The organism is Mesorhizobium sp. GbtcB19, assembly GCF_019091085.1.
In the GTDB taxonomy this organism is placed as follows: Bacteria; Pseudomonadota; Alphaproteobacteria; order Rhizobiales; family Rhizobiaceae; genus Mesorhizobium.
Genome location: NZ_JAGXJY010000002.1, coordinates 82,377 through 104,646, shown reverse-complemented (window position 1 = coordinate 104,646; position 22,270 = coordinate 82,377). Strand labels below are relative to the sequence as shown.

Genomic DNA, 22,270 nt, shown 5'->3' with positions numbered 1-22,270 from the left:
CATCGGTGATGTTGACCAAACTGGTTTCATTTGTAACCATCGAAAATGTAACAATCAACGGCCACGCTATATCGAGGGCTCATGATGGAACCCGACATCCTGGAACTGGAAAGCTTCCTGCCCTACCGGCTCTACCGGCTGGCCGACGCCATCAGCCGCGAATTCTCGAAGATCTACAAGGAGCGCCACGGCCTCACGCGGCCGGAATGGCGCACGCTGTCAGGCCTCGGACAGCGCGGCACGATGACGGCGACGGAGCTCGGCGAGCAATCGGCCATGCACAAGACCAAGGTGTCGCGCGCGGTGGCGGAATTGGAACGTCGGCGCTGGCTTACGCGCACGCCGGACGAGAACGATCGGCGGGTGGAGCATTTGGCGCTGACCAAGACGGGGCTTGCCGCCTATCGTGAGATGGTGCCGCTGGCGAAAGCGTTTGAGAGGGAGCTGCTGGCGAGGACGAGCGCGGAGGAACGCGGGGCGGTTGCTAGGGGAGTGGCGGCGCTGGAGGAGGCATTAGAAGAAAAGAGATGACAGGCTGGCGCGAGGCCCCCCTCTCTGTCCTGCCGGACATCTCCCCCTCTTGGGGGGAGATCGGCAGCTTTGGCGACGGCGCTCGTCTTGCAGCGTCTGCGATTGGCGAAAGCCGGCGTGACGGCCGATCTCCCCCCTTGAGGGGGAGATGTCCGGCAGGACAGAGAGGGGGGCGAAGGAACTCTACGTCTCTTTAGGCCCCTACCAATCCATCACCACCTTGCCCGAACTGCCGCTGCGCATCGCATCGAAGCCAACCTGGAAATCGTCGATCCCAATGCGATGCGTGATCAGCCCCGACACATCGAGTGGCCCCTGCACCAGCGCAATCATCTTGTACCAGGTCTCGAACATCTCGCGGCCGTAGATGCCCTTCAGGTGCAGCATCTTGAAGATGACCTTGTTCCAGTCGATCTCGAAGCCGGTGGGCGCGATGCCGAGGATGGCGATCTTGCCGCCATTGTTCATGGTGTCGATCATGTCGCGGAAGGCGGGCGCTGCGCCCGACATTTCCAGGCCGACGTCAAAGCCTTCGGTCATGCCGATCGAGGGCATCACGTCGCGCAGTTTCTCCTTCGAGGCGTCGACAACATGCTGCACGCCGAGCTTGCGCGCCAGATCGAGGCGAACCGGATTGATGTCGGTAATCACGACTTTTCGCGCGCCGACGCATTGCGCCACCAGCGCGCCCATGATGCCGATCGGGCCAGCGCCGGTGACCAGCACGTCCTCGCCCACGAGATCGAAGGACAAGGCGGTGTGGACCGCGTTGCCCAGCGGATCGAAGATCGCCGCGATCTCGTCCGGCACATCGTCGGGGATCGGCACGACATTGTGCTGCGGGATGACCATGTATTCGCCAAAGGCGCCGGGGCGGTTGACGCCGACGCCGAGCGTGTTGCGGCAAAGATGGCCTCGCCCTGCGCGGCAGTTGCGGCAATGGCCGCAGACGATGTGGCCCTCGCCCGAGACGCGCTGGCCGACCTTGTATTCGGTGACTGCGGCGCCGAAATCGGCGACCGTGCCGACGAATTCATGGCCCGTCACCATTGGCACAGGCACCGTCTTCTGCGCCCACTGGTCCCAATTGTAGATGTGGACGTCGGTGCCGCAGATCGCGGTCTTCTTGACCTTGATCATCACGTCGTTGGGGCCGATCTCCGGCACCGGCACCTCTTCCATCCAGATGCCCGGCTCGGCCTTGGCCTTCACCAGCGCCTTCATCATGTTCGACATTCTCGATCCTCGACCCAATCAGGCATTTTCTGAGGTCAATGCGGACGATCACCTGCTGTCGGTGAATACATCCAGTTCAAATTTTGGCCCTTTGCCCTGCAATTTTTCTAGGGCGCAAACGGAGTGCAGCCAGAAATACTGCTTAGGCGGATCATCCTCGTCGGACCAAAGATTCTGAATCGATACCTCGACGGCGTTCTTATCTTCCTTTTCGATGCCCTTGCCGCAAAACCAGCATTGAACGTGGGGATCTTTGTTCACTTGATCACCCCCAATTCCTTCCCGACCTCGCCAAACGCCTCAACCGCGCGGTCGATATTGGCGCTCGAATGCGCCGCAGACATCTGCGTGCGAATGCGGGCCTGGCCTTTCGGCACCACCGGGAAGGAAAAGCCGATGACATAGATGCCGCGCTTCAGCATGCGCGCCGCCATCTCCTGCGCCAGTGCCGCATCGCCCAGCATTACCGGGATGATCGGGTGATCCGCGCCGGCCAGCGTGAAGCCCAGCTTACCCATCTCAGACCTGAATCTTTCCGCGTTGGCATATAGGCGCTGGCGCAGCGCGTCGCCATGGCGGATCAGGTCGAACACCTTGATCGAGGCGCCGGCGATCGCCGGCATCAGCGTGTTGGAGAAGAGATAGGGCCGCGAGCGCTGGCGCAGCCAGTCGACGACCTCTCTCTTGCCCGACGTGTAGCCGCCGGAGGCGCCGCCCAGCGCCTTGCCGAGCGTCCCGGTGATGATGTCCACCCTGCCCTCGACGCCGCAATGCTCGGCAGAGCCGCGGCCTTGTCTGCCGACGAAGCCGACCGCATGGCTGTCGTCGACCATGACCATCGCATCGTATTTTTCGGCCAGATCGCAGACGCCCTGCAGATTGGCGATGATGCCATCCATCGAGAAAACGCCGTCGGTGGCGATCAGCCGGAAGCGGCAGTCCTTCGCCTCCTTCAGGCGGGCTTCGAGATCGGCCATGTCGTTGTTGGCGTAGCGGAAGCGTTTCGCCTTCGACAACCTGACCCCGTCGATGATCGAGGCGTGGTTCAAGGCATCGGAGATGATGGCGTCCTCCTCGCCGAGCAGCGTCTCGAACAGGCCGCCATTGGCGTCGAAGCACGAGGAATAGAGGATAGTGTCGTCCATGCCGAGGAAGGAGGAGATCGTCGCCTCGAGCTCCTTGTGCTCTTCCTGCGTGCCGCAGATGAAGCGCACCGAGGCCATGCCGTAGCCGTAGCGGTCGAGCGCATGCTTGGCCGCGTCGCGCAGGTCCGGGCTGTCGGCGAGGCCGAGATAGTTGTTGGCGCAGAAATTCAGCACCTTTTCGCCGCCGACCTCGATCTCGGCGGACTGCATCGAGGAAATCACCCGCTCTGACTTATAGAGCCCGGCCGATTTCAGGCCCTGCAGTTCGCTGTCGATATGGGAAAGGAATGCTTTGCTCATGATCCGGCCCTGTTCGGTTCGAGGCCGGACTGTCGCGCCGGAGCCGGGAAAAATCCATCGCAAAAGCGACCGCTTCGGTGGCGTCGCGAAAGCCCGGTAGCGATGTTTCGCAGCGGCGCGGCCGCGATGCGCGCAAAAATCGGGTATGCGGGAAAGGACGTGATAACCATTTTGCGAGCTTTGTCGCGCCGTCGCGATCGCCGCCGGCCTGCCTTGCCGACCTGTTAACCCTTTCAAGGCAAGCGTTTTCCCGCCACGAACCTTGGCAGGAATCCGTCGACCGGAGGGGTCACTCAAGTTATGTCGCAGCAGCCAGTGCATAGCGTTTCACGCAAGCTGATCCTGCTCATCAAGACCGGCTACTGGCTGGCGCTGACGATCATTGCCGCCATGGTGGTGGCCTCCTTCGTCCTCTTGCAGCAGCTGATGGCGCAGCAGCAGCATAACGATACGCTGCTCGACATCGTCTCGACGCAGAAGGCGCTGTCGCAGCGCATCGTCTTCCTGGCCAGCGCCACCGGCGCCGCCGCGCGTGACAAGCAGCCGGCATTGGTGACCGCGCTCAAGCAGGCGACGGGCGAGTTCGAGACCAGCTACGACCGGCTGCTCAAGGAAACCGGCGCCGATCCGCTGTCGCCGGCGCGCAACGATCCGAAGTCGATCGAATATGTGCTGTTCAGCAAGCCGTTCCACCTCGATTACTTCTCGGTCGGCCTCGTCGCCAATGGCGACAGGCTGGTCTCGTCCTTCGAATCGCAGCTCGGCATGCAGAGCGACGGTTACAAGGGCGGCGGCGAGCGCGTCGGCCTCGATGCCTCCGTCGCCAATGCGACCATGTCCGGCTATGCGGCGCTCGGCCAGCGCATCAGCGCCTTCGCCGACGAAAAATCCAGCAGCATCCTCGACCTGCACCGCACGCTGTTCTTCGCCACTCTCGGCGTCATCGTGCTGGTCGCGCTGTTCATCTTCCGGCCGATGTCCAACGCCATCCTGCGCAAGACACGCGAACTGGTCGACGCACGCAACTCGATGGCCTTCATCGCCGTCCATGACGGCCTGACCGGCCTGCATAACCGCACCTTCCTCACCGACCATTTCGACACGCTGATCAAGGGGGCGCACCGCCGCCGCGAGCGTCTGGCGGTGATCCAGTTCGATCTCGACCGCTTCAAGCAGATCAACGATACGCTCGGCCATGCCGCCGGCGACTATGTGCTGGTGGTGACGGCGCAGCGCATGCGCGATTCCTGCAGGGCGTCGGATCTTTGCGCGCGGCTTGGCGGCGACGAGTTCGTCATGATCCTCAATGGCGCGGGCTCGACCGAGGATATCCATGCACTGGCAAAGCGCATCATTGGCGAGATCAACGAGCCGATCACCTTCCAGGGCACGACGATCATGCCGGGAGCCAGCGCCGGCATCGCGGTCTATCCGGTGGACGCCGACAATGCGCAGGACCTGCTCGTCCATGCCGACCTCGCGCTCTATTCGGCCAAGAAGCTCGGCGGCGGCAACTTCTCCTTCTTCTCGGAGGAGCTGCGGCGCGAGCTCGACTATCGCAAGCAGCTCGAACAGGACATCCGCACGGCGATCGCCAACAAGAGCTTCGAGGTCTATTTCCAGCCGCAGGTATCGCTGACCAGCGGCAAGATCAGCGGCATCGAGGCGCTGGTGCGCTGGAAGCATGAGACGCGCGGGATGATCTCGCCCGGCGAGTTCATTCCCGTCGCCGAGAAATGCGGCTTCATGCCGGATATCGGCCGCATCGTCATTACCAAAGCCATCGAGGAGGCCGCCGAGTGGGATCGCGCCGGCATCGATTTCGGGCGCATCGCCGTCAATGTCTCGGGCACCGAGCTGCGCGAGCCCGATTTTGACGCCTTCCTGTTCGGCACGCTGGAGCGGGCCGGGCTGACGCCGCAGAAGCTGTCGCTGGAAATCGTCGAATCCGTCATCCTCGACGACGAAAAGACCGGCATCGCCGCCAAGCTCCGTCATATCCGTGCCGCCGGCGTGCATCTCGAGCTCGACGATTTCGGCACCGGCTATGCCTCGCTGAGCCACGTCAATCCGAACGAGATCGACCGGCTGAAGATCGACCGCCGCTTCGTCCAGAACATCAACGAGAACGGCGACAACACCAAGATCGTGCGCGCCATCACCGAGCTTGCGCGGGGGCTCGGCATCTCGATCGTCGCCGAGGGCGCCGAAACCGAGGCTGAGCTCGATTCGCTGATGGCGATCGGTTGCGACCAGGTGCAGGGCTATTCGATCGCCTTCCCGATGCCGCAGGACAAGGCGCGCGAGTGGCTGATCGCGCGCAGCCCCAAGAAGGCGAAGTTGAAAGTGCTGCAGGGCAGCTTGGCTTAGAGCAATTCCAGGATACTGCACCCACTGAGCGATCTATGCCGAGAGACGGGCATGACGGTCACGACGATATATGTCTACCTTCCAGAAGAGGCTGTCGATTGCTGGTATCCAGCGAAAGCAAGGCACCTTGCGGACGACCTCTATGTTATTCTGGACGAGGCGCCGAACGATCCTGTGTGGGAGTTCGTAAAGGGTGACATCGTGCGGTGCAAGTTCCAGCCGCTGAGAACAGGGGTGGAGCCCATGGTGGATAAATTGGTGGCGTTCGAAAAGGTCATTTCGAACTGATCCACCTGCCCGTTCACCGGAGAGCTTGACACGATCGCGCCTGCATGGCGGCCTTTGTGATCGCAACCGGATCTCGCGAATGACGCTTCGTTTTGTCCTGCCGCTGCTGCTGTTCGCCGCATCGCCGGCCCTGGCCGCCGACCGCACCATTTACCTCACCTTCGACGACGGTCCACTGAACGGCACCGGCAATATCCTCGACGTGCTGCAGGCCGAGCAGGTGCCGGCGACGCTGTTCATGGTCGGCATGCATGCCGAGGCCAACGCCACCAACCGGGAGCTGTTGCAGCGGGCGAAATCGATGCCGCTGGTGACGATCGGCAACCACAGCTACAGCCACGCCTACAACCACTACCGGCATTTCTACGGCGACACCGAAGGCGTGGTCGCCGATATGCTGAAAGCCAATACCGTGCTCGGCCTGAAGCCGGCCGTGCATGCGCGGCTGCCGGGACGCGACGTGTTCCGGTTGCCCAATTACTCCAAGGACGACAACTCGCTCGGGCTGGCGGAGGCCGGGCGCGAGGATCCGGATTACGAATTCGTCGCGGCATCGGGCTTCTGGCTTTACGGTTGGGACCACGAATGGGTGCATGAGGACAGCGGCAAGCCGGTGCAGAGCGTCGACCATCTGGTCAGCGAAATCGACCATCTGTTCGGCTACGGCCATTTCGCCAAGCCGAACAAGCTGATCCTGCTCATGCATGACGAGATGTTCCAGGACGCTTTCGACGGCAAGGCAAAGCTGACGGCGTTGATAGCTGCGCTCAGGCTTCGCCACTACGCCTTCGGCGCGATAGCAGGTTACGACTGAGGCGGTTCGGCATTCCGTCTCAGCAATGCAAGCACCTCGGCGAATTCGGCCAGCCTGTTATCGGCGATGCCCACGCGCAGCCGCTTGTCGAAGGCGACCGCGGCGAGGCGGAGCTTTTCAAACAGCGCCTCACCGGCTTCCGTCAGCGCCACCTGGTGGACCCTGCGGTTTTCCGGATCGCGGCGGCGCGTCAGCAACCCTTGCGCCTCCATGGCGTTGAGGTGATGCGTCAGTGTCGCGCCCTGGATGCCGATCATGCCGGCAAGCTCGCGCTGGTTGGCCAACTCCTTCGACTTGACCGACAAGAGGGTCAGCCAGACCGGCAGCGTGCCGCCGGCCTCAGTCAACGCGGCGTCGAAAGCCTGCGCCACCACTTTGGAGGTGCGGGCGAGATTCATGCCGACAGGCGGGCGATCAAACGGTGTCATGACGTGACAGTAGAGCAAGCAGCGGGAACGTGGAACTTGACTTCATGAATTGACATCTAACCGTTAGATATCTAACTTTGTCTTATCAATGGCGTCACGACACGGCTACGACGCGCGGCGGGCGGCGGGCGGCAGAGAGGAACGCGGTCATGCAATATGTCTATATCGTCACCATCGGCCTGCATGTAATGGCCGGCGTCTTCTGGGCCGGCACGACCATTGCGGTCGCCCGCGATCCGGAGATCAAGGCCGAGCGCTTCATCCGGCCGCAGCTTGGCGCCTCCGGCATGGTTTTCCTGACCGGCATACTGCTCTGGTATTTCTTCCATGAGGGCGCATTCGGCCCGATGGAGAAGGCGCTGGCGCTCGGCATTTTGACGGCGCTGATCGCCGCCGGCGTGCAGGGTGCCCTTGTGGCCTCCGCCAGCCGGCAGCTGGCCGGTGCCGACCAGGCGACGCAGAGCCAGTTGCGGGCGAAAATGACCAGAGGCGAACGCATCGCCGGCGGACTGTTGGTCATCACCGTGTTTTGCATGGCCACCGCCAAGCTTTTTTGAAATCGCACGGCCGGTGAAAGCCGATCATGCGCGGCGCGCAACGGACCAAAGCGGCAGGTGGCTCTCCTTGCAAAGGTCCGTTGCGCGCCACAAGCCGGCGGACCGGACGGCGAGAGCAAACGCCTAAGCCATTTCGGGGCGCCTGGAGGCCTCGCGAATGGCCTTGTGGACATTGCGCTGCAGGTCCATGAAAGCGGCGCTCTCCATGACCTCTTCGCGGCGCGGGCGCTCGATGCCGACGTCAAAAGTCCGCATGATGCGCCCCGGTCCGATACCCATGACGACGATCCTGTCCGACAGATAGACAGCCTCTTCAACGTCGTGGGTGACGAAGAGCACGGTTAGCCTGTGCTCCTCCCAGATCTGCGTCAGGAGCTCCTGCATCTGATGCCTGGTCAGGGCGTCGAGCGCGCCGAAGGGCTCGTCCATCAAGAGCATCTTGGGGCGGTAGGACAGCGCGCGCGCAATGGCGACACGCTGCTTCATGCCGCCCGAAAGCTCGGATGGGTAGAGATTGGCCGAGTGCGGGAGCTTGACCAGGTCGAGATGCTCGAGCGCGATCCTGCGGCAGGTGGCGCGGTCGTGGCCGGCGGCCTTGAGGGCGAACTCGATGTTCTGCTGCGCCGTCAGCCACGGCAGCAGCGTGTAGGACTGGAAGACGACGCCGCGGTCGAGGCCGGGCTTCAGGATCGGCGACCCGTCGATGTCGAGATCGCCGGAGTCGAAATCCTGCAGTCCGGCGACGATCGACAACAGCGTGCTCTTGCCGCAGCCCGACGTGCCGACCAGCGACACGAACTCGTTGTCGGCGAGGTCGAGGTTGATGTCGCGCAGCACTTCGGTGCGCCGCGCTCCGGTACCGAAGCTCTTGTGGAGACCTTTGATCCGCAGTTTGGGGGAATTCATCGGCCTTCCCTTGTCATGAACGGCTGTCCTGGCGGAACAGCACCTTGCCCAGCGCCTTCATCACCTGGTCGGTGATGAGGCCGAGCATGCCGAGCAGAAGGATATAGCCGATGATGGTGTTGGTCTGGAAATAGCGCTGCGAGACGGTGATGCGGTAGCCGAGGCCGGAGGTCGCCGCGACCAGTTCGGCCAGCACCAGCCAGGTCCAGGCCCAGCCCAGGCTGATGCGCAGCGTATCCCAGATGCCCGGCAAGGCGCTGGGCACAACGATGCGCGTCAGGATCTTTCGATCCGGCAGGCCGAGCGTCCTGCCGAGACCGACGAAGTCGGCCGGCACGCGCTTGACGTTGTCCATGATCATCAGCACCTGCTGGAAGAAAGTGCCGATGAAGATGATCAGGAATTTCTGAGCGTCGCTCGTCCCCGCCCACAGGATGGAGAGGGGCACGAAGGCGACCACCGGCATATAGCGGATGAAATCGACCAGCGGCTCGATGGCCGCTTCCCAGGTCCGGAAGCTGCCGATCAGCACGCCGATCGGAATGGCGAGCACCGAGGCGATGAGAAAGCCAACCGAGATACGGTAGATCGAGGCCTTGAGATCGATGAGCAGCGTGCCGTCGGTCCAGAGCTTGCCGAGCTGCATCACCACGCTGGCGGGCGACGGCAGGAAGATCGGCTTGACCAGTTCGAGGCCCGTCGCTGCCCACCAGGCGAGGCCGAGGCCGGCAAAGACGGCCACGGCGATGATCAAGAAACGGGTGCGCGCGATGGGGGCGCCGATCCCGAAGGATCGGCGGCGCCGCATCGCCTGCCTGGCGGCAGGTCCCGCTGCCGGGCCGGACGGGTTCGCTTTGACGGCAGGCTCGTCGGGCATCTCGGCGACCGCCACGGCCCGGTCTACTGCGCGGCCTTGACGAAGGCCGGATCGATCATCTGCTCCGGCGTCACGTCGGCCTGAAGCAGGCCGGCATTCTTGGCGGCGGCCTCGACGTCGGCGAACGTCTTGGTGGAAAAGTCACCCGTCAGCGCGCCCTTGTTCTCGGCCAGCGAATAGTAACGCACGCCGTCAAAGGCGGTATTCAGGTCCTCGACGCTCGAGCCGACCGCCTTGGAGATGATGGCGCGGCCGCCGGGTGTGTCGGCGTTGTAGTCCTTGAGCGCGGCGTCCCACGCCTTGATCATGGCAAGCACCTGGCCGGGCCGCGACTTGATCACCTCGTCGCGCACCACCAGCACGTCGCTGATCAGGCCGGGATCCTCGCCGGCGGTGAAGAGAAGCTTGACGTCCTTGTTCTGCGCCTTGGCGGTGGTGAGATACGGCTCATAGGTGACGGCGACCGGGACGCGGCCGGCGATCAGCGCGCTGCCGGCATCCGCGGCCGGCATCGGCACCGGCTGAACGTCGGCGATCGACATGCCATTCTTGGCGAGCGCGTATTTCAGCAGGATGTCGCTGGTCGTGCCTTCCTCGAAGGCGACCTGCTTGCCCTTGAGATCGGCGACCGAGTTGATGTCCTTGCCGGCGATCATGGCGTCGGCCGTCATCGAGACGTCGAGCAGCAGCACGATCTTGACCGGCAGGCCGGCCGCGACCATGCCCATGGCGGTGTGGGTGGCGATGTTCGCCGCATCGAGCTGGCCGCTCGCCAGGGCGGCGTTGATGTCCTTGTCCTCGCTGAAGTTGACGATCTGGACGTCCGAGAGACCGCTCGCCTTGAACAGGCCCTTGGCTTCGGCGACATGCCACTGGCCGTAGCCCAGCCACGGCTCGATGCCGATCTTGAACGATCCCGCCTCGGGCGTCGCGGGAATGGCCGTATCGGCCGCATGGGCCAGCGGGGCGAAGCCGAGGGCGGCAGCCACCACGAGCGCACGGAATTGTCCTGTGAGGTTACGCATCATCTTGTTCCCCTTGATGATTTGAGACCGCTTTTTTGAACCAAACTTCCTGTCCGGTGAGAATGCGGCTTCTGCTTCTTGCGGCACTGTGCCTCGGCGTCTTACCTGCCACGTCGACGGAAGTGAAACGATATTCAACGTCGGCAACGATGGATGTCAAGGTTAAAATACATACATGCATATACAAGTTGGAGAAGCAGATTTCCGGCGCCTTGGCGGGATTTGGGCAGGCTGATCCCAAGCTCCTTCACGGCTGGCGTCAGCGGCCCGAACAGCAACCGTTTCAGGTCCTGCGGGAAGGAGAATAGCGGCTGCCGAGCGAGTAGCGGCTGCCGACATAGGTCAGCTTGCTGATGGTGGCCACGACCGCGCCCGTCCACGTCCGGCGATGCAGGAGAAGGCAGCAACTGCCGATGTCGATGGCGAGGCGCCGCGCCGTCTCGGCATCGGCCGGGACGGCGGAAATGATGTGCTCGACCTCGGTCACCGGCGTCTTCTGCATCAGGTAATCGTAGGTCGCCGTCTTCGAGAAATCCTGCTTGTCATAGTCCGGTATCAGGCTCGGATTGACGAAGCGCTCTTCCAATTGGACGGGCAGGTCGTTCTCGAAGTTGACGACCACCGAATGATAGATCGCCGCGCGCTTGGCGAATTCGAAGGACAGCGAGAGCTCCTTGGTCGGCGTGATCCTTTCGAGGACGAGAACTTCGGAGCGATGCCTGTTGCCGCGCGCGACGATCTCGGCGGCGATATTGTTGATCTCGATCAGCGTCGATTGCGGCCGGGGCGGCGCGATGAACGTCCCCACGCCCTGCAGCCGGATCAGGAAGCCGGCCGAGGTCAATTCCCGCAAGGCGCGGTGAACGGTCATCCGCGACACGCCGAGCGCGGCCACGAAATCATTCTCGGACGGCAGCTTGCTGTCCTTGCTCCACTTGCCGGTTCCGATGTTGGTCAGGATGTAGTCCTTGACCTTCTCGTAGAGGGGGCTGGCCGTATCGGGCAAAGTATTCATTTTCAAAAGTCCTTTCCGGCAAACATCGGAAATCAGACGCCGGCAGGTTGACGCAGCCGGATAATGGTTTTCAAGCCGTCCCCCTGCCCCGCCAACAGCCGCTCATAAGCGGCGGGAATATCGTCCAGGCCGATCTCGCGATCGATCAGGCTGATCAGCGGTTCGGACAGCTCCGCCAGCATCCTGATGGCGTCCGGCAGCTCATCGGCAAAGGCATGGCATCCCAGCAGCGCGATCTCGCGCTCGACCAGCATGTTTGGATCAATGTCGAGCCGGCCATGGAAAATGCCGACGAGCGCCACGGCGGCGCCGGAGCCCAGAATACCCAGCAACTGGTTGAGCGCGGCGATGCTGCCTGTGGCCTCGACGGCCGCAAGCAAGGGCGCTCCGGCGATCGCGGCGGCAATGGCGTCGCGGTCGAGATCGACGATGGTGGCGCCGGTCACCCGGGCGACACGCTCGCAGCGGGCCTTGTTGCGGTCGGCGATCAGCAACCTGCCGGAGAAGGTCCGCGACAAGAGCAGCGCCGCAAGACCGCCGATGGTGCCGCAGCCGACGACCAGCACCGAACCAGCCGTCTTCGGCAGGCGCCGCACGGCGTGCAGCGCGACGGCGAGCGGCTCGGCCATCGCCGCCACCCTTTCGTCGAGCGCGGCGTCGATGACATGCAGCAGGCGGGCCGGCAGCACCGTCTGTTCGGCAAAGCCGCCGTCGCACACCTCGCCGACGAAACCCAGCGCGGCGCACAGATGCCGTCTGCCGGCGCGGCATTGCGCGCATTCTGCGCACCAGAAACGGGAATCGGCGACCACCCGGTCGCCCACGGCGACGGTATCGACGCCCTCGCCGATCGCGACCACCGTGCCGGTCAGTTCGTGGCCGGCCGTCGACGGCGCGCGGCTTATCCATTGTCCGGTGCGGAAATTGTGGAGGTCGGAACCGCAGATGCCCGCGGCATCGACATTGAGCTTCACCCAGCCCGCCTCGGGGGCTCCTGGCGCGGCGATATCCTCGACGCGCAGGTCGCCGGGCCCATGAAGTCTGGCGGCCTTCATCGCGACGGTCCGTCAGGCGCCGAGATAGCGGTCGCGGATTTCCGAGACCGCGTTCTCGTGCGAGCTGAACCCTTCATAGCGGGCAAGCCTGCGGGCATGGCCGGCAAGTTCCGGATAGGCCGCCGAGGTCACATAGCCGACCGACGAACGTTTCAGGAAGTCCGTCACCGAAAGCGGCCCGTAGGTGCGCGCCCAGCGGCTGGTCGGCAGCACCGCATTCGGCCCAAGAACGAAATTGGCTAATGTCACCGGCGTGTGCGGACCCATGAGGATTTCGGCCGCCTCGGTGATGTGGCCGAGATGCGCGAACGGCTCCTTGGACAGTATCTCGAGATGCTCGGGCGCATAGTCGTTGATGAAGCGGTAACTGTCCTCCAGCGAGGCGGTCAGCACGATGCCGCCTCGCTTGCCGGTCAGCACCGCCCGCGAAAACTCGACCCGCTGCTCGCTCATGCGCGACCAGTGCTCGGGAAGTGCCGCCAGGGCAGCGTCGGCGACCTTGCGGCTGTGCGTCACGAGATAGGCGGAAGAATCCGGTCCGTGCTCGGCCTCGATCAAAAGGTCGAGCGCGGCGAGGCCGCCGTCGACGCTGTCGTCGGCAAAGATGATCGCTTCCGACGGGCCGGCCGGAAGACCGGTGTCGATGATCGAGGAGAGCAGGCTCTTGGCCGCCACCACCCAGGGGCTGCCCGGCCCGACGATCTTGAGCGCGGGCTTCACCGTCTCGGTGCCGTAGGCGACGGCCGCGACCGCATGCGCGCCGCCGCATTTGTAGACGGTCTCGACCCCGGCCAGGCGGGCGGCAACGAGGGTCGCGGCATCGACGGAACCGTCCGCGGTCGGCGGCGTCACGATGGCGATCTGCGGTACGCCGGCGATGACGGCCGGAACCGAGGTCATCATCGTCACCGATGGGAAAGCGCCCTTGCCGCGTGGAACGTAGAGGGCGACGGAGGCGATCGGCGTGTAGCGGTCGCCGGCATAGGCGCCCGGACGGACCTCCTTGAGCCACATCGTCTCGGGACGCTGCTCCTCATGGAAATGCCTGATGTTTGCGATGCCGAAGCGGATGCTGTCGACGACCTCCTTGTCGACCTTGCCGAAGGCCGCGTCGAACTCCGCTTCCGAGACCTTCAGACTGCCCGCGGCCACATCGGCCTTGTCCAGATCCCTGACGAAGCGGAGCAGGGCCGCGTCGCCCTCGGTTCTGACCGCCTCGAGGATCGGGCGGACCTTCTCGACGAAGACCGAGAGGTCGGCTTCGGCGCGCTTCAGCAGGCTCGCCCGCTGATCGGCGCTGGCGGATGAGAGGTCGTGGAAGCTGATGTCGGACATGGCTGCTCCTCAGAAACGCGGGAAAAGTATATACATGTATGTATAATGGCAGCCAGCATTTTTCTGTGCTCTGCCGCCATGCTGGCCACAGCAAGCGGCGTCAGATCGAGGCAAGAAAGCCTCCGTCCACCGGGAAAGACTGGCCGGTGATGTAGGCCGAGGCATCCGAGGCCAGGAACACCGCAATGCCATGCAGATCCGACAGGTCGCCGAAACGGTGCTGCGGTATCTTGGCGAGCATCGACTGCTGCCACGCCTCGTCGGCGTAGAACACTTCCGTCATCGCCGTCCTGAAATAGCCGGGCGCTATGGCGTTCACCCTGATCCCGAGACCCGCCCATTCCGCCGCCAGCGCCCGCGTCATGCCGAGCAGGCCAGACTTCGACGAACCGTAAGGCACGGCCGTGGGGATGCCGACTTCGGAGGTCAGCGAGCACAGGTTGATGATGGCGCCGGGGCGCCCGGCATCGCGCATGTGCCGGGCGGCGGCCTGGGCGCAGAAGAAGGCGCCCTTGAGGTTGGTGTCGACGATCCGGTCCCACAGCGCTTCGTCGACATCGAGCGAAGGCCTGACCTCTTCCATGCCGGCGTTGTTGACCAGGATATCGAGACCGCCGAGCAAGTTGGCGGCCTCGGCAACCGCGGCGCGGCAACGGCCGACGTCGGTGACGTCCAGAGCAATGGCATGCGCAACGCCGCCGGCTGCCCGGATCGCCGCCGTCGTCTCGTCAAGCGCCGTGAGGCTGCGCGCCGTAACAGTGACATCGGCGCCGGCTGCGCTCAGCGCCTCGGCGATGCCGCGCCCGATGCCACGGCTCGCGCCGGTGACGAGCGCCTTCCTGCCCGACAGGTCGAAGAGGGAAGCATTGCGCATGTCGATCCTCCTTGGCCTTGCCGGCCTGTCCTGGCCAGTGAGATTAGCCGATCATTGGTTATACATACAAGCATATACAAATGATTTTGAGCCGCCGTACCGAAACGGGCTGACCGGGGGAGCGTGTAGCCCCCGAGCCGATACAGCAACTCTATGCGGCGCTTTTCGTGCCGTCTCGATGTCGCAGGCGGCGATCTGTCGGTCAGATCCTGATCCCGAACCGGATGCCGTCATAGATGGCGGCGTGGATGTTGCGCGAGGCGACCGCGTCGCCGATGCGAAACAGCACGAAGCCGCCTTCGGCATTGCGCGCGGGGAAAATGTCGCCGCCATGCACCAGCCGCTCATAGTCGACCGCGCCGCCATTTTTCGACAGCGGCTTCAGCGCAAGGTAGAGATCGTCGAGGGGTGCTGTGCCGTGCTCGACCACCACCTGATCGACGCGCCGTTCGCCGCGCCAGCCGTCGGCGAAATCCGACGCCAGTTCGGCGATCAGCTGGTTGCCCTCGCGCCGCACCGAACGCAGCCTCGTGTTGATGGTGACGGTGACGCCCTTTTCCTGGAAGGCGCGCATATAGGGCACATGGTTCAGGCCGCCCATTTCCGGCGCGAAAAAGCGTTCCGGCGAGACCAGCTCGAGCTTCGAGCCGCTGTTGGCGATGAGTTCGGCGGCGCCCATGCCCTGATGGCCGCCATTGTCGTCGTAAAGCAGCACGTTCTCGGCCGGCTTGACGCTGCCGGCCATGATGTCCCAGCTGGACGTGACGAGATTGTCGCCGGCCGTCAGCGGCGGGTTCTGCGGCAGCCCGCCGGTCGCGACGATCACCACGTCCGGCGCCAGCGCCAGTACATCGTCCTTCTCGGCCCAGGTGTCGTAGCGGATTTCGACGCCAAGGCGGTCGAGCTCGGCCAACCGCCAGTCGATGATGCCGATCAGTTCCTTGCGGCGCGGATTCTGCGTGGCGAGCCGCACTTGGCCGCCCGCCTGGCTGGAGGCTTCCAGCACGGTCACGTCATGGCCGCGCTCGGCCGCGACGCGCGCGGCTTCAAGGCCACCGGCCCCGGCGCCGATCACAACCACGCGCTTCCTCGGCCCTTCGCTCTTTGCGATGATATGCGGAATGGTGGCTTCGCGGCCGGTCGCGGCGTTGTGGACGCACAGCGCCTCGCCGCCTTCATAAATGCGGTCGAGGCAATAGGTGGCGCCGACGCAAGGGCGGATCTCGTGCTCGCGGCCTTCCATCACCTTCTTGACGATATGCGGATCGGCGATGTGGGCGCGGGTCATGCCGACCATGTCGAGCTTGCCGGTGGCGATGGCATGGCGTGCGGTGGCAACGTCGGAAATGCGCGCCGCGTGGAAGGTCGGGAACTTGGTCGCCGCCCTCACCTCGCCGGCGAAGTCCAGATGCGGCGAGGAACGCATGCCGGTCACCGGGATGACCTTGGTGAGCGAGGCATCGGTTTCGATCGTGCCGCGGATGATGTTGAGGAAATCGACCTTGCCGGAACCGGCGAGACGCCTGGCGATCTCGATGCCTTCCTCCTTCGACAGGCCGTTTTCGAAATCCTCGTCGGCAACCATGCGGATGCCGACGACGAATTTTTCACCGACCGCGGCGCGCACCGCATCCACCACCATGTCGGTGAAGCGCAGCCGGTTGTCGAGCGAGCCGCCAAACTCGTCGTCGCGATGGTTGGTGAGCGGCGACCAGAAACCGTCCATCAGATGGCCGTAGGATTCGAACTCGATGCCGTCGAGGCCAGCCGCCTGGCAGCGCTGCGCGGCCGAAGCATAGTCGGCGACGATGCGCTCGATGTCCCATTCCTCGATGGTCTTCGGGAAGGCGCGGTGCGCCGGCTCGCGCACCGGCGAAGCCGAGAGCACCGGCAGCCAATCGGCCTTGTTCCAGCCGGTGCGGCGGCCGAGATGGGTGATCTGGATCATCACCTTGCAGTCGTGCTCGTGGCAGGCATCGGCGAGCTCGGCCAGCCACGGCACGATCCGGTCGTCATAGACATGCAGATTGCCGAAGGCGGCCGGGCTGTCGCGCGAGACGATCGCCGAGCCCGCCGTCATAGTCAGCGCCATGCCACCCCGGGCCTTTTCGGCATGGTAGAGCCGGTAGCGCTCCTTCGGCATGCCGTCCTCGGAATAGGCAGGCTCATGGCTGGTCGACATCACCCGGTTCTTCAGCGTCAGATGCTTGAGCTGGTAAGGTTGGAGAAGCGGGTCGTTGCTGATCATCGTCTTCCTGCCGTTTCAAATTGCGCGAGAGCGGAACGCCCCCGCTTCTATTTCACGCCGCGGATTCATCCGAAAACCGCTGCACACTTTCCTGTCCGATGCTAAAGAGCGGCAAAAACCAAGAAAGCTCCGCCCATGACCGACGCCAAAAACCTCACCCAGCTCGGCAAGCACGTCGAGACGCCACAAAGCCCCGAACAGGCGGTCCTGGAGGCCGTGCCGTTCCAGCGCGGCGACGGGCCGCCGGCGATCGTGCGCTTCACCTGCCCTGAATTCACCTCGCTCTGCCCGGTCACCGGCCAGCCCGATTTCGCCCACATCGTCATCGACTACGCGCCCGACAAGACGCTGGTGGAATCGAAGTCGCTCAAGCTGTTCATGACCTCGTTCCGCAACCATGGCGCCTTCCACGAGGAGTGCACTGTGATGATCGGCCGCCGCATCGTCGAGGTGACCAAGCCGCTCTGGCTGCGCGTCGGCGGCTACTGGTTCCCGCGCGGCGGCATCCCGATCGACGTCTTCTGGCAGACCGGCGCCCCGCCCAAGGACGTATGGCTGCCCGATACGGGCGTCGCGCCCTATCGCGGAAGGGGCTGAAATTTTTCGCGAAAGGCTGGCGGGACAGCGCCCCCCTCTGTCCTGCCGGACATCTCCCCCACAAGGGGGGAGATTGGCGGCTTCGGCGTCCCGCTTATCCTGCAACGTCGGAGCTTGGCGAAAGCCGGCGTGACATCTGATCTCCCCCCTCGTGGGGGAGATGGCCGGCAGGCCAGAGGGGGGCGCGAAGGATCGCCGACCCTGATCTTCAATCACCATCATCACTCGCACTGGTACTGGCTGAGCGCCCATTCGCCGGTCACCGACAGAAGATCTGAAACCTTCCAGTCGCCGCCGACCTTCTTCAGCTTCCATTCCAGCCGATGCTGGTGACCCTCGACGACGAAGGCGACGACCACCTTGGCCTGGTCGCCGTTGACGGCCTCGATGGTTCGTAGGCTCCTGTCGATGGCGAGCTTGTCATAGTCGGCATTGTCGAGCGCCATGTTGGGGTCGAGGCACTCGCCCTGCCCCGAAGCGCGCAGCGCATCGCTCTTGTCGAGCACGGTCTTTGCCGGATCGACGAAGTTCTTGCGCTGGGCCGGGTCCAATTCCAGCCCGAGATGCTCGTAGAACGGCTTCACCACCGCCGTCGGCGATCCAGGCAGGATAGGCGCCGGTTCGGCCGGCTTGCTTTCCGGGGCCGTGACCGCCGGCGGCGAGGTGTCGACCGCCGGCGGCGAGGCATTGTCGCCGGACGAGGCTTTTGGCGGCGGCGCGCCGAACAGCCCCTGCGCGCAGGCGCCGCCGTTCAGCCCCGCGGCCAGCATCGACAAGCTCGACAGCGCGAGGACGAGACGGCGAAGCACGGCGTCACTCCGTCGAGGAGCCGCATTCCAGCGCGCTGAGCTTCCAGTCGCTGGTCTTGGAACTGATGTCGGCGATCTTCCACTTGCCGTCCACTTTCTTCAGCGACCACACCATTTCGCGTTTGGAGTCGTCGCCTTGCGGGAAAAGATTGAAGTTTGCCGTCACCTCGGCGGTGTCGCCGTTGACGGCCTCGGTGAGCTTCAGCGTCTTCGACAGGGTCTTCTGATCGAAATCCTGCGCGTCGAGACCGGGGTCGAAGTCGAGGCAGGACACTTCGTCGGGCTTCTCCTTCTGCGCCTTGTCATTGGCCTCGAACAGCTTGGTGACCGGCTCGGTGAAGCGGTCGCGGTATTTCGCGTCCCCCTCGAACTTCACCTCAGGCACATAGAAGAACTTCACGGCGTTGGAAGCCGGCCCGGCGAGCGCAGTGGCGGGCAAGGCAATCGACATGGCAGCGGCAAGCACCATCAGTTTCATGCAGGATCTCCGGATGTTCGGCGGCGTGGTGGCAAGATCGCCACCACGCATCCTGCATATCGGCTTTTTTGGGGCTCATGAAGTCCTTGTGCCGACAGTCTCAGGCCTCCAGCCAGACGTTCTGGAAGTCCATTTCGTAGGTCTGGTGCATCGAGTAGTTCTTCACCTTCTTGTTCATGTGGCAGTAGAGCTTCTGCCAGAACGGCTGGATGATGACGCCGGAGTCCTGCAGGATCGCCTCGACGTCCTTCATTACCTCCTTGCGCTTGGCGGGATCGGCCAGCGAAAGCGCCTCCTTGAGCTTGGCGTCGAAGTCCGGGTTGGAAAAGGCCGTCTCGTTCCAGGCCTCGCCGCTGCGGTAGCCGAGCGCCAGCACCTGCACGCCGAGCGGGCGCATGTACCAGATGGTCATCGAATAAGGATATTTCGTCCAGTCGTTCCAGAAGGTCGAGCCGGGCAGCACGGTGCGCTTCACCTTGATGCCGGCATCGCGCAACTGGCCGGCAATGGCGTCGCCGGTGTTCTTCTGCCATTCGTCCTCGACCGTGATCAGCTCATGCTCGAAGTCGGCCTGGCCAGCGTCGGCCATCAGCTTCTTGGCGCCGGCGGAGTCGCGCTCCTTCTTGGGTAGCGGGTAGTATTCAGGATGGATCGGGCTGACATGATGGTTCTCGCCGACCGTGCCGCGGCCGTTGTAGCCGAGCTGCATGACCTGGTTGTTGTCGACCGCCATCTGCAGCGCGTTGCGCACCCGCTTGTCGTCATAGGGCTTGTGGGTGATGTTGGTGCGGGCAACGAGCGTGGTCGCCGTCGCGACCTCGGATTTCACCAGGCCCATCTTGTCCAGCGGGTCGATGTAGTCGGCCGGCGTTTCGAAATCGAGGTCCACCTCGCCTGAATCGAAGGCATTGAGCGTGGCGTTGAAGTCGGTGCCGTAATCGATGAACTCCACGCTATCGAGCGGCGCCTCGCCACCCCACCACTTGCCGTTCTCGCGCCGCTTGACGACCGCTTTCTGGCCGACATCGTAGGAGACCAGCTCGAACGCTCCGGTGCCGATCGGCTTCTTGATCGGGTCGGCGCCATCCTTGTCGAAGTCGCGATGCACGACCAGCGCCGGATAGTCGGTGAAGCCCGGGATGATGGCGATATCGGCTTCGTTGAGCTTCAGCTTGACCGTGTGATCGTCGACCTTGGTGATGGCGCCGTCCTTCGCCTTGCCGGTCTTGGGGTCGACCAGCGCACCGACGCGGGCGGCCATCGAATTGCCGGAAGCGCCCTTCTCGCACCAGCGGTTCAGATTGGCGACCACGTCATCGGCGTTGAAGGCGTCACCATTGTTCCAGGTTACGCCCTTGCGCAGATGCAGCGTGTATTCGGTGGCGTCGTCATTGATGTCCCAGCTTTCGAGCAGCACCGGCTCGAAGGTGAACTGGTGCGTGTATCGCACCAGCGGCTCCAGCCAGGTGCGCGTGACGTTCGCCATCTCCGTCCAGTCATAGGTGCGCGGATCCTTCTGCGCCTTGACCGACATCGCGACATGCAGCGTCCCGCCCTTCTTCGGCTCGTCGGCCAGCGCCTTGGTCGGTGCAGCAAGGCCGAGCATGCCATAGGCGAAAGCCGTCGATGCGCCGAAGGCGCTGGCCAGCGCCAGGAATTCGCGCCGGTCGACGCGGCCCGCCCGCGCCTCCTCCGCCATAGCCTCGATAGCGGCCGGAACCCGGTCGCCGTTGCTTCTGAAAATCGTCATTGTCGTTCTCCCATTGTTTGGATCGGGTCTTCGCCCTTTTTGGTTCAACTAACGCTGCCTCTATCAACTAACGCTGTCGGGCAGCTTTTCCTCACGCCGCGCGATCAAATCCGCGAGACCCTCGGCAACGCCCTCGTCGAGCTTCGGCTCCTGATAGTCGGCGAGCATGCTGCGCGCCTTTTCGCGGCCGCGCGTGTCGTGGTCCTTCGCGCCTTCGGCGCTCCATTGCTCGAAGGAATTGAAGTCCATGATGTTGGGCATGAAGAAGGCGCTCTCGAAATGCTCGAGCGTGTGCTGCGTACCGAGGAAATGGCCTTGCGGACCGACCTCGCGGATCGCCGCCATCGCTTCCTTGAAATCGTCGAAAGGCACGCCGCCGGCATATTTGTACCAGCCGACCAGCTGCTCGCAGTCGGTGGCGAATTTCGAATAGCCGCAGGTCAGCCCCGCTTCCAGCCAGCCGGCGGAATGCCAGATGTAATTGGCGCCGGAAAGGATCGCGGCATGCATCAGCATGTTCGCCTCGTAGCCGGCCTGGGCGTCGTTGAGCTTGGAGCCGACATGGAAGCCGGAGGTGCGCCAGGGCAGCTTGTATTTCCTGGCCAGCGCGCCCATCAGATACATCATCTGCGCCGCCTCAGGGGTGCCGCCCATCGGTGCGCCGGTCTTCATGTCGACCGTGACCATGAACTGGCCGTAGAGCTGCGGCGAACCGGGACGGATGAGCTGCGTCAGCGCCACGCCGGCCAGCGCCTCGGCGTTGACCTGCGCCACCGCGCCGACGGCGGAGGCCGAGGTCGAGGCGCCGCACAGCGCGAATGGCGCCAGGATCAGCGGCTGGTTGTGGCTGGCATAGACCCGCATGGCGTCGATCATGGTGGCGTCCCACACCAGCGGCGAATTGCAGTTCGTGATCGCCACCAGCACGGGATTGTCGCGCACGAAATCCTCGCCGAAGACGATCGCAGCCATCGCCATCGTGTCCTCGGCGCGCTCCTTCGACGTCACGATGCCCATGAACGGCTTGTCGGAATGTTTCAGCGCCGAGTGGATGATGTGCAGGTGCCGTTTCGGCACCGGGATTTCCATCGGCTCGCAGATGACCGAGCTCGACGAATGCAGCGCCGGCGCCATGTAGGCCATCTTGTGGAAATTGTTGAGGTCGGCGAGCGAGCCGTAGCGCCGCTTGTTGTCGAGGTCGCGGATATAGGGCGCGCCATACATCGGCACGAAGATCGAGTTCTTGCCGCCGACGCGCACGGTGCGCTCGGGATTGCGCGCATGGAGCGTGAATTCCGCCGGAACCTTCGAGACCAGTTCCATCAAAAGCGCGCGGTCGATGCGCACACGTGTTTCGCGGACATCGGCGCCTGCCGCTTTCCAGAGCGCGATCGCGCCGTCGTCGCGGAACTCGCAACCCACCTCCTCGAGGATCTTGAGCGATTCCTCGTGGATCAGTTCCACCGCCTCGTCGGGCACGATCTCGTAGGCGGGGATCTGCCGGACAAGGGTCGGGAAGGACGCTATCGGCGCGCTTCTCAGCGCCTTGCGGCCAAGCCGGCCACCGCCGCGGCGGTGGGTCTGTTCGGTCAATTCAGCGGCCGGTGCGTTCATGGGGTCTCCTTCTTCCCG

General features: G+C 63.9%; 22 protein-coding genes. 6 read left to right on the top strand and 16 right to left on the bottom strand.

The genetic code is table 11. The features are described 5' to 3' along the window. Positions 1–84: 84 nt before the first annotated feature. The gene (locus KVT37_RS04475; RefSeq protein WP_217570891.1) at positions 85–531 is read left to right on the top strand and encodes a MarR family winged helix-turn-helix transcriptional regulator; all 447 of its coding nucleotides are present in this window, start codon (positions 85–87) and stop codon (positions 529–531) included. 201 nt (positions 532–732) lie between these two features. Here the strand turns inward: KVT37_RS04475 and tdh are convergent, their stop codons facing one another. The 3 genes from tdh to KVT37_RS04460 are packed head-to-tail and all read right to left on the bottom strand — an operon-like array spanning position 733 to position 3,212. Beyond that, the gene (tdh, locus tag KVT37_RS04470) at positions 733–1,767 is read right to left on the bottom strand and encodes an L-threonine 3-dehydrogenase (protein ID WP_217570114.1); all 1,035 of its coding nucleotides are present in this window, start codon (positions 1,765–1,767) and stop codon (positions 733–735) included. Positions 1,768–1,815: 48 nt separating this feature from the next. Next, positions 1,816–2,028: a hypothetical protein gene (locus KVT37_RS04465; RefSeq protein ID WP_217570112.1), complete on the bottom strand. Its 213-nt coding sequence runs from the start codon at positions 2,026–2,028 to the stop codon at positions 1,816–1,818. After that, positions 2,025–3,212, bottom strand: coding sequence for a glycine C-acetyltransferase (locus KVT37_RS04460; RefSeq protein ID WP_217570110.1), 1,188 nt, complete (start codon positions 3,210–3,212; stop codon positions 2,025–2,027). The genes KVT37_RS04465 and KVT37_RS04460 overlap by 4 nt, the downstream gene beginning before the upstream one ends. A gap of 300 nt (positions 3,213–3,512) precedes the next feature. On the opposite strand from KVT37_RS04460, the gene KVT37_RS04455 reads away from it, so the two are divergent. The 3 genes from KVT37_RS04455 to KVT37_RS04445 all read left to right on the top strand — a co-directional run bounded on the left by KVT37_RS04455 (position 3,513) and on the right by KVT37_RS04445 (position 6,684). Further along, positions 3,513–5,582, top strand: coding sequence for a bifunctional diguanylate cyclase/phosphodiesterase (locus tag KVT37_RS04455; RefSeq protein ID WP_217570108.1), 2,070 nt, complete (start codon positions 3,513–3,515; stop codon positions 5,580–5,582). A 51-nt stretch (positions 5,583–5,633) separates the two neighbouring features. Further along, positions 5,634–5,870, top strand: a complete 237-nt coding sequence (locus tag KVT37_RS04450) for a hypothetical protein (RefSeq protein WP_217570106.1) — start codon at positions 5,634–5,636, stop codon at positions 5,868–5,870. A gap of 79 nt (positions 5,871–5,949) precedes the next feature. Then, positions 5,950–6,684, top strand: a complete 735-nt coding sequence (locus tag KVT37_RS04445; RefSeq protein WP_217570104.1) for a polysaccharide deacetylase family protein — start codon at positions 5,950–5,952, stop codon at positions 6,682–6,684. On the opposite strand, the gene KVT37_RS04440 is transcribed toward KVT37_RS04445, so the two are convergent. Further along, positions 6,675–7,112, bottom strand: a complete 438-nt coding sequence (locus tag KVT37_RS04440) for a MarR family winged helix-turn-helix transcriptional regulator (protein ID WP_217570102.1) — start codon at positions 7,110–7,112, stop codon at positions 6,675–6,677. The genes KVT37_RS04445 and KVT37_RS04440 overlap by 10 nt on opposite strands. A 149-nt stretch (positions 7,113–7,261) precedes the next feature. On the opposite strand from KVT37_RS04440, the gene KVT37_RS04435 reads away from it, so the two are divergent. After that, a complete protein-coding gene (locus tag KVT37_RS04435) occupies positions 7,262–7,669 on the top strand; it encodes a hypothetical protein (RefSeq protein WP_217570100.1) in 408 nt (135 codons plus the stop codon). Positions 7,670–7,792: 123 nt separating this feature from the next. Here KVT37_RS04435 and KVT37_RS04430 read toward each other — a convergent pair whose 3' ends face one another. From KVT37_RS04430 to KVT37_RS04395, 8 genes are all read right to left on the bottom strand, one after another. Next, the gene (locus KVT37_RS04430; protein ID WP_217570098.1) at positions 7,793–8,575 is read right to left on the bottom strand and encodes an ABC transporter ATP-binding protein; all 783 of its coding nucleotides are present in this window, start codon (positions 8,573–8,575) and stop codon (positions 7,793–7,795) included. Positions 8,576–8,588: 13 nt separating this feature from the next. Next, positions 8,589–9,383: an ABC transporter permease gene (locus KVT37_RS04425; RefSeq protein WP_254633840.1), complete on the bottom strand. Its 795-nt coding sequence runs from the start codon at positions 9,381–9,383 to the stop codon at positions 8,589–8,591. Positions 9,384–9,475: 92 nt separating this feature from the next. Next, positions 9,476–10,477: an ABC transporter substrate-binding protein gene (locus tag KVT37_RS04420; protein ID WP_217570889.1), complete on the bottom strand. Its 1,002-nt coding sequence runs from the start codon at positions 10,475–10,477 to the stop codon at positions 9,476–9,478. A 283-nt stretch (positions 10,478–10,760) separates the two neighbouring features. Next, positions 10,761–11,492, bottom strand: a complete 732-nt coding sequence (gene hutC, locus KVT37_RS04415; protein ID WP_217570094.1) for a histidine utilization repressor — start codon at positions 11,490–11,492, stop codon at positions 10,761–10,763. 32 nt (positions 11,493–11,524) lie between these two features. After that, complete coding sequence (locus tag KVT37_RS04410) at positions 11,525–12,547, bottom strand: zinc-binding dehydrogenase (RefSeq protein ID WP_217570092.1); 1,023 nt, start codon at positions 12,545–12,547, stop codon at positions 11,525–11,527. 12 nt (positions 12,548–12,559) lie between these two features. After that, positions 12,560–13,882, bottom strand: a complete 1,323-nt coding sequence (gene hisD / locus KVT37_RS04405; RefSeq protein ID WP_217570090.1) for a histidinol dehydrogenase — start codon at positions 13,880–13,882, stop codon at positions 12,560–12,562. Positions 13,883–13,982: 100 nt separating this feature from the next. Continuing rightward, the gene (locus tag KVT37_RS04400; protein WP_217570088.1) at positions 13,983–14,756 is read right to left on the bottom strand and encodes an SDR family NAD(P)-dependent oxidoreductase; all 774 of its coding nucleotides are present in this window, start codon (positions 14,754–14,756) and stop codon (positions 13,983–13,985) included. A gap of 202 nt (positions 14,757–14,958) precedes the next feature. Further along, positions 14,959–17,004, bottom strand: coding sequence for an FAD-dependent oxidoreductase (locus KVT37_RS04395; protein WP_217570086.1), 2,046 nt, complete (start codon positions 17,002–17,004; stop codon positions 14,959–14,961). 135 nt (positions 17,005–17,139) lie between these two features. Here KVT37_RS04395 and queF point away from each other — a divergent pair, with 135 nt between their 5' ends. Next, a complete protein-coding gene (queF, locus tag KVT37_RS04390; RefSeq protein WP_217570084.1) occupies positions 17,140–17,601 on the top strand; it encodes a preQ(1) synthase in 462 nt (153 codons plus the stop codon). A gap of 221 nt (positions 17,602–17,822) precedes the next feature. Here the strand turns inward: queF and KVT37_RS04385 are convergent, their stop codons facing one another. From KVT37_RS04385 to KVT37_RS04370, 4 genes are all read right to left on the bottom strand, one after another. Then, positions 17,823–18,410 carry a hypothetical protein gene (locus KVT37_RS04385; RefSeq protein ID WP_217570082.1) on the bottom strand — a complete coding sequence of 196 codons (588 nt, stop codon included), beginning with the start codon at positions 18,408–18,410 and terminating at the stop codon, positions 17,823–17,825. 4 nt (positions 18,411–18,414) lie between these two features. Continuing rightward, positions 18,415–18,888, bottom strand: a complete 474-nt coding sequence (locus KVT37_RS04380) for a DUF3828 domain-containing protein (protein ID WP_217570080.1) — start codon at positions 18,886–18,888, stop codon at positions 18,415–18,417. A gap of 100 nt (positions 18,889–18,988) precedes the next feature. Further along, positions 18,989–20,638 carry an ABC transporter substrate-binding protein gene (locus KVT37_RS04375; protein WP_217570078.1) on the bottom strand — a complete coding sequence of 550 codons (1,650 nt, stop codon included), beginning with the start codon at positions 20,636–20,638 and terminating at the stop codon, positions 18,989–18,991. 63 nt (positions 20,639–20,701) lie between these two features. Further along, positions 20,702–22,252, bottom strand: a complete 1,551-nt coding sequence (locus KVT37_RS04370; protein ID WP_217570076.1) for a trimethylamine methyltransferase family protein — start codon at positions 22,250–22,252, stop codon at positions 20,702–20,704. Positions 22,253–22,270: the final 18 nt, after the last annotated feature.

Bases quoted from the DNA above. Each gene is read 5' to 3' on its own strand.
- KVT37_RS04435 (WP_217570100.1), top strand. From the start codon at position 7,262: ATGCAATATGTCTATATCGTCACCATCGGCCTGCATGTAATGGCCGGC.
- KVT37_RS04460 (WP_217570110.1), bottom strand. From the start codon at position 3,212: ATGAGCAAAGCATTCCTTTCCCATATCGACAGCGAACTGCAGGGCCTG.
- queF (WP_217570084.1), top strand. From the start codon at position 17,140: ATGACCGACGCCAAAAACCTCACCCAGCTCGGCAAGCACGTCGAGACG.
- KVT37_RS04380 (WP_217570080.1), bottom strand. From the start codon at position 18,888: ATGAAACTGATGGTGCTTGCCGCTGCCATGTCGATTGCCTTGCCCGCC.
- KVT37_RS04420 (WP_217570889.1), bottom strand. From the start codon at position 10,477: ATGCGTAACCTCACAGGACAATTCCGTGCGCTCGTGGTGGCTGCCGCC.
- KVT37_RS04375 (WP_217570078.1), bottom strand. From the start codon at position 20,638: ATGACGATTTTCAGAAGCAACGGCGACCGGGTTCCGGCCGCTATCGAG.
- KVT37_RS04430 (WP_217570098.1), bottom strand. From the start codon at position 8,575: ATGAATTCCCCCAAACTGCGGATCAAAGGTCTCCACAAGAGCTTCGGT.
- KVT37_RS04440 (WP_217570102.1), bottom strand. From the start codon at position 7,112: ATGACACCGTTTGATCGCCCGCCTGTCGGCATGAATCTCGCCCGCACC.
- KVT37_RS04445 (WP_217570104.1), top strand. From the start codon at position 5,950: ATGACGCTTCGTTTTGTCCTGCCGCTGCTGCTGTTCGCCGCATCGCCG.
- KVT37_RS04425 (WP_254633840.1), bottom strand. From the start codon at position 9,383: ATGCGGCGCCGCCGATCCTTCGGGATCGGCGCCCCCATCGCGCGCACC.
- hisD (WP_217570090.1), bottom strand. From the start codon at position 13,882: ATGTCCGACATCAGCTTCCACGACCTCTCATCCGCCAGCGCCGATCAG.
- KVT37_RS04450 (WP_217570106.1), top strand. From the start codon at position 5,634: ATGACGGTCACGACGATATATGTCTACCTTCCAGAAGAGGCTGTCGAT.
- KVT37_RS04400 (WP_217570088.1), bottom strand. From the start codon at position 14,756: ATGCGCAATGCTTCCCTCTTCGACCTGTCGGGCAGGAAGGCGCTCGTC.
- KVT37_RS04395 (WP_217570086.1), bottom strand. From the start codon at position 17,004: ATGATCAGCAACGACCCGCTTCTCCAACCTTACCAGCTCAAGCATCTG.
- hutC (WP_217570094.1), bottom strand. From the start codon at position 11,492: ATGAATACTTTGCCCGATACGGCCAGCCCCCTCTACGAGAAGGTCAAG.
- tdh (WP_217570114.1), bottom strand. From the start codon at position 1,767: ATGTCGAACATGATGAAGGCGCTGGTGAAGGCCAAGGCCGAGCCGGGC.
- KVT37_RS04455 (WP_217570108.1), top strand. From the start codon at position 3,513: ATGTCGCAGCAGCCAGTGCATAGCGTTTCACGCAAGCTGATCCTGCTC.
- KVT37_RS04410 (WP_217570092.1), bottom strand. From the start codon at position 12,547: ATGAAGGCCGCCAGACTTCATGGGCCCGGCGACCTGCGCGTCGAGGAT.
- KVT37_RS04475 (WP_217570891.1), top strand. From the start codon at position 85: ATGGAACCCGACATCCTGGAACTGGAAAGCTTCCTGCCCTACCGGCTC.
- KVT37_RS04370 (WP_217570076.1), bottom strand. From the start codon at position 22,252: ATGAACGCACCGGCCGCTGAATTGACCGAACAGACCCACCGCCGCGGC.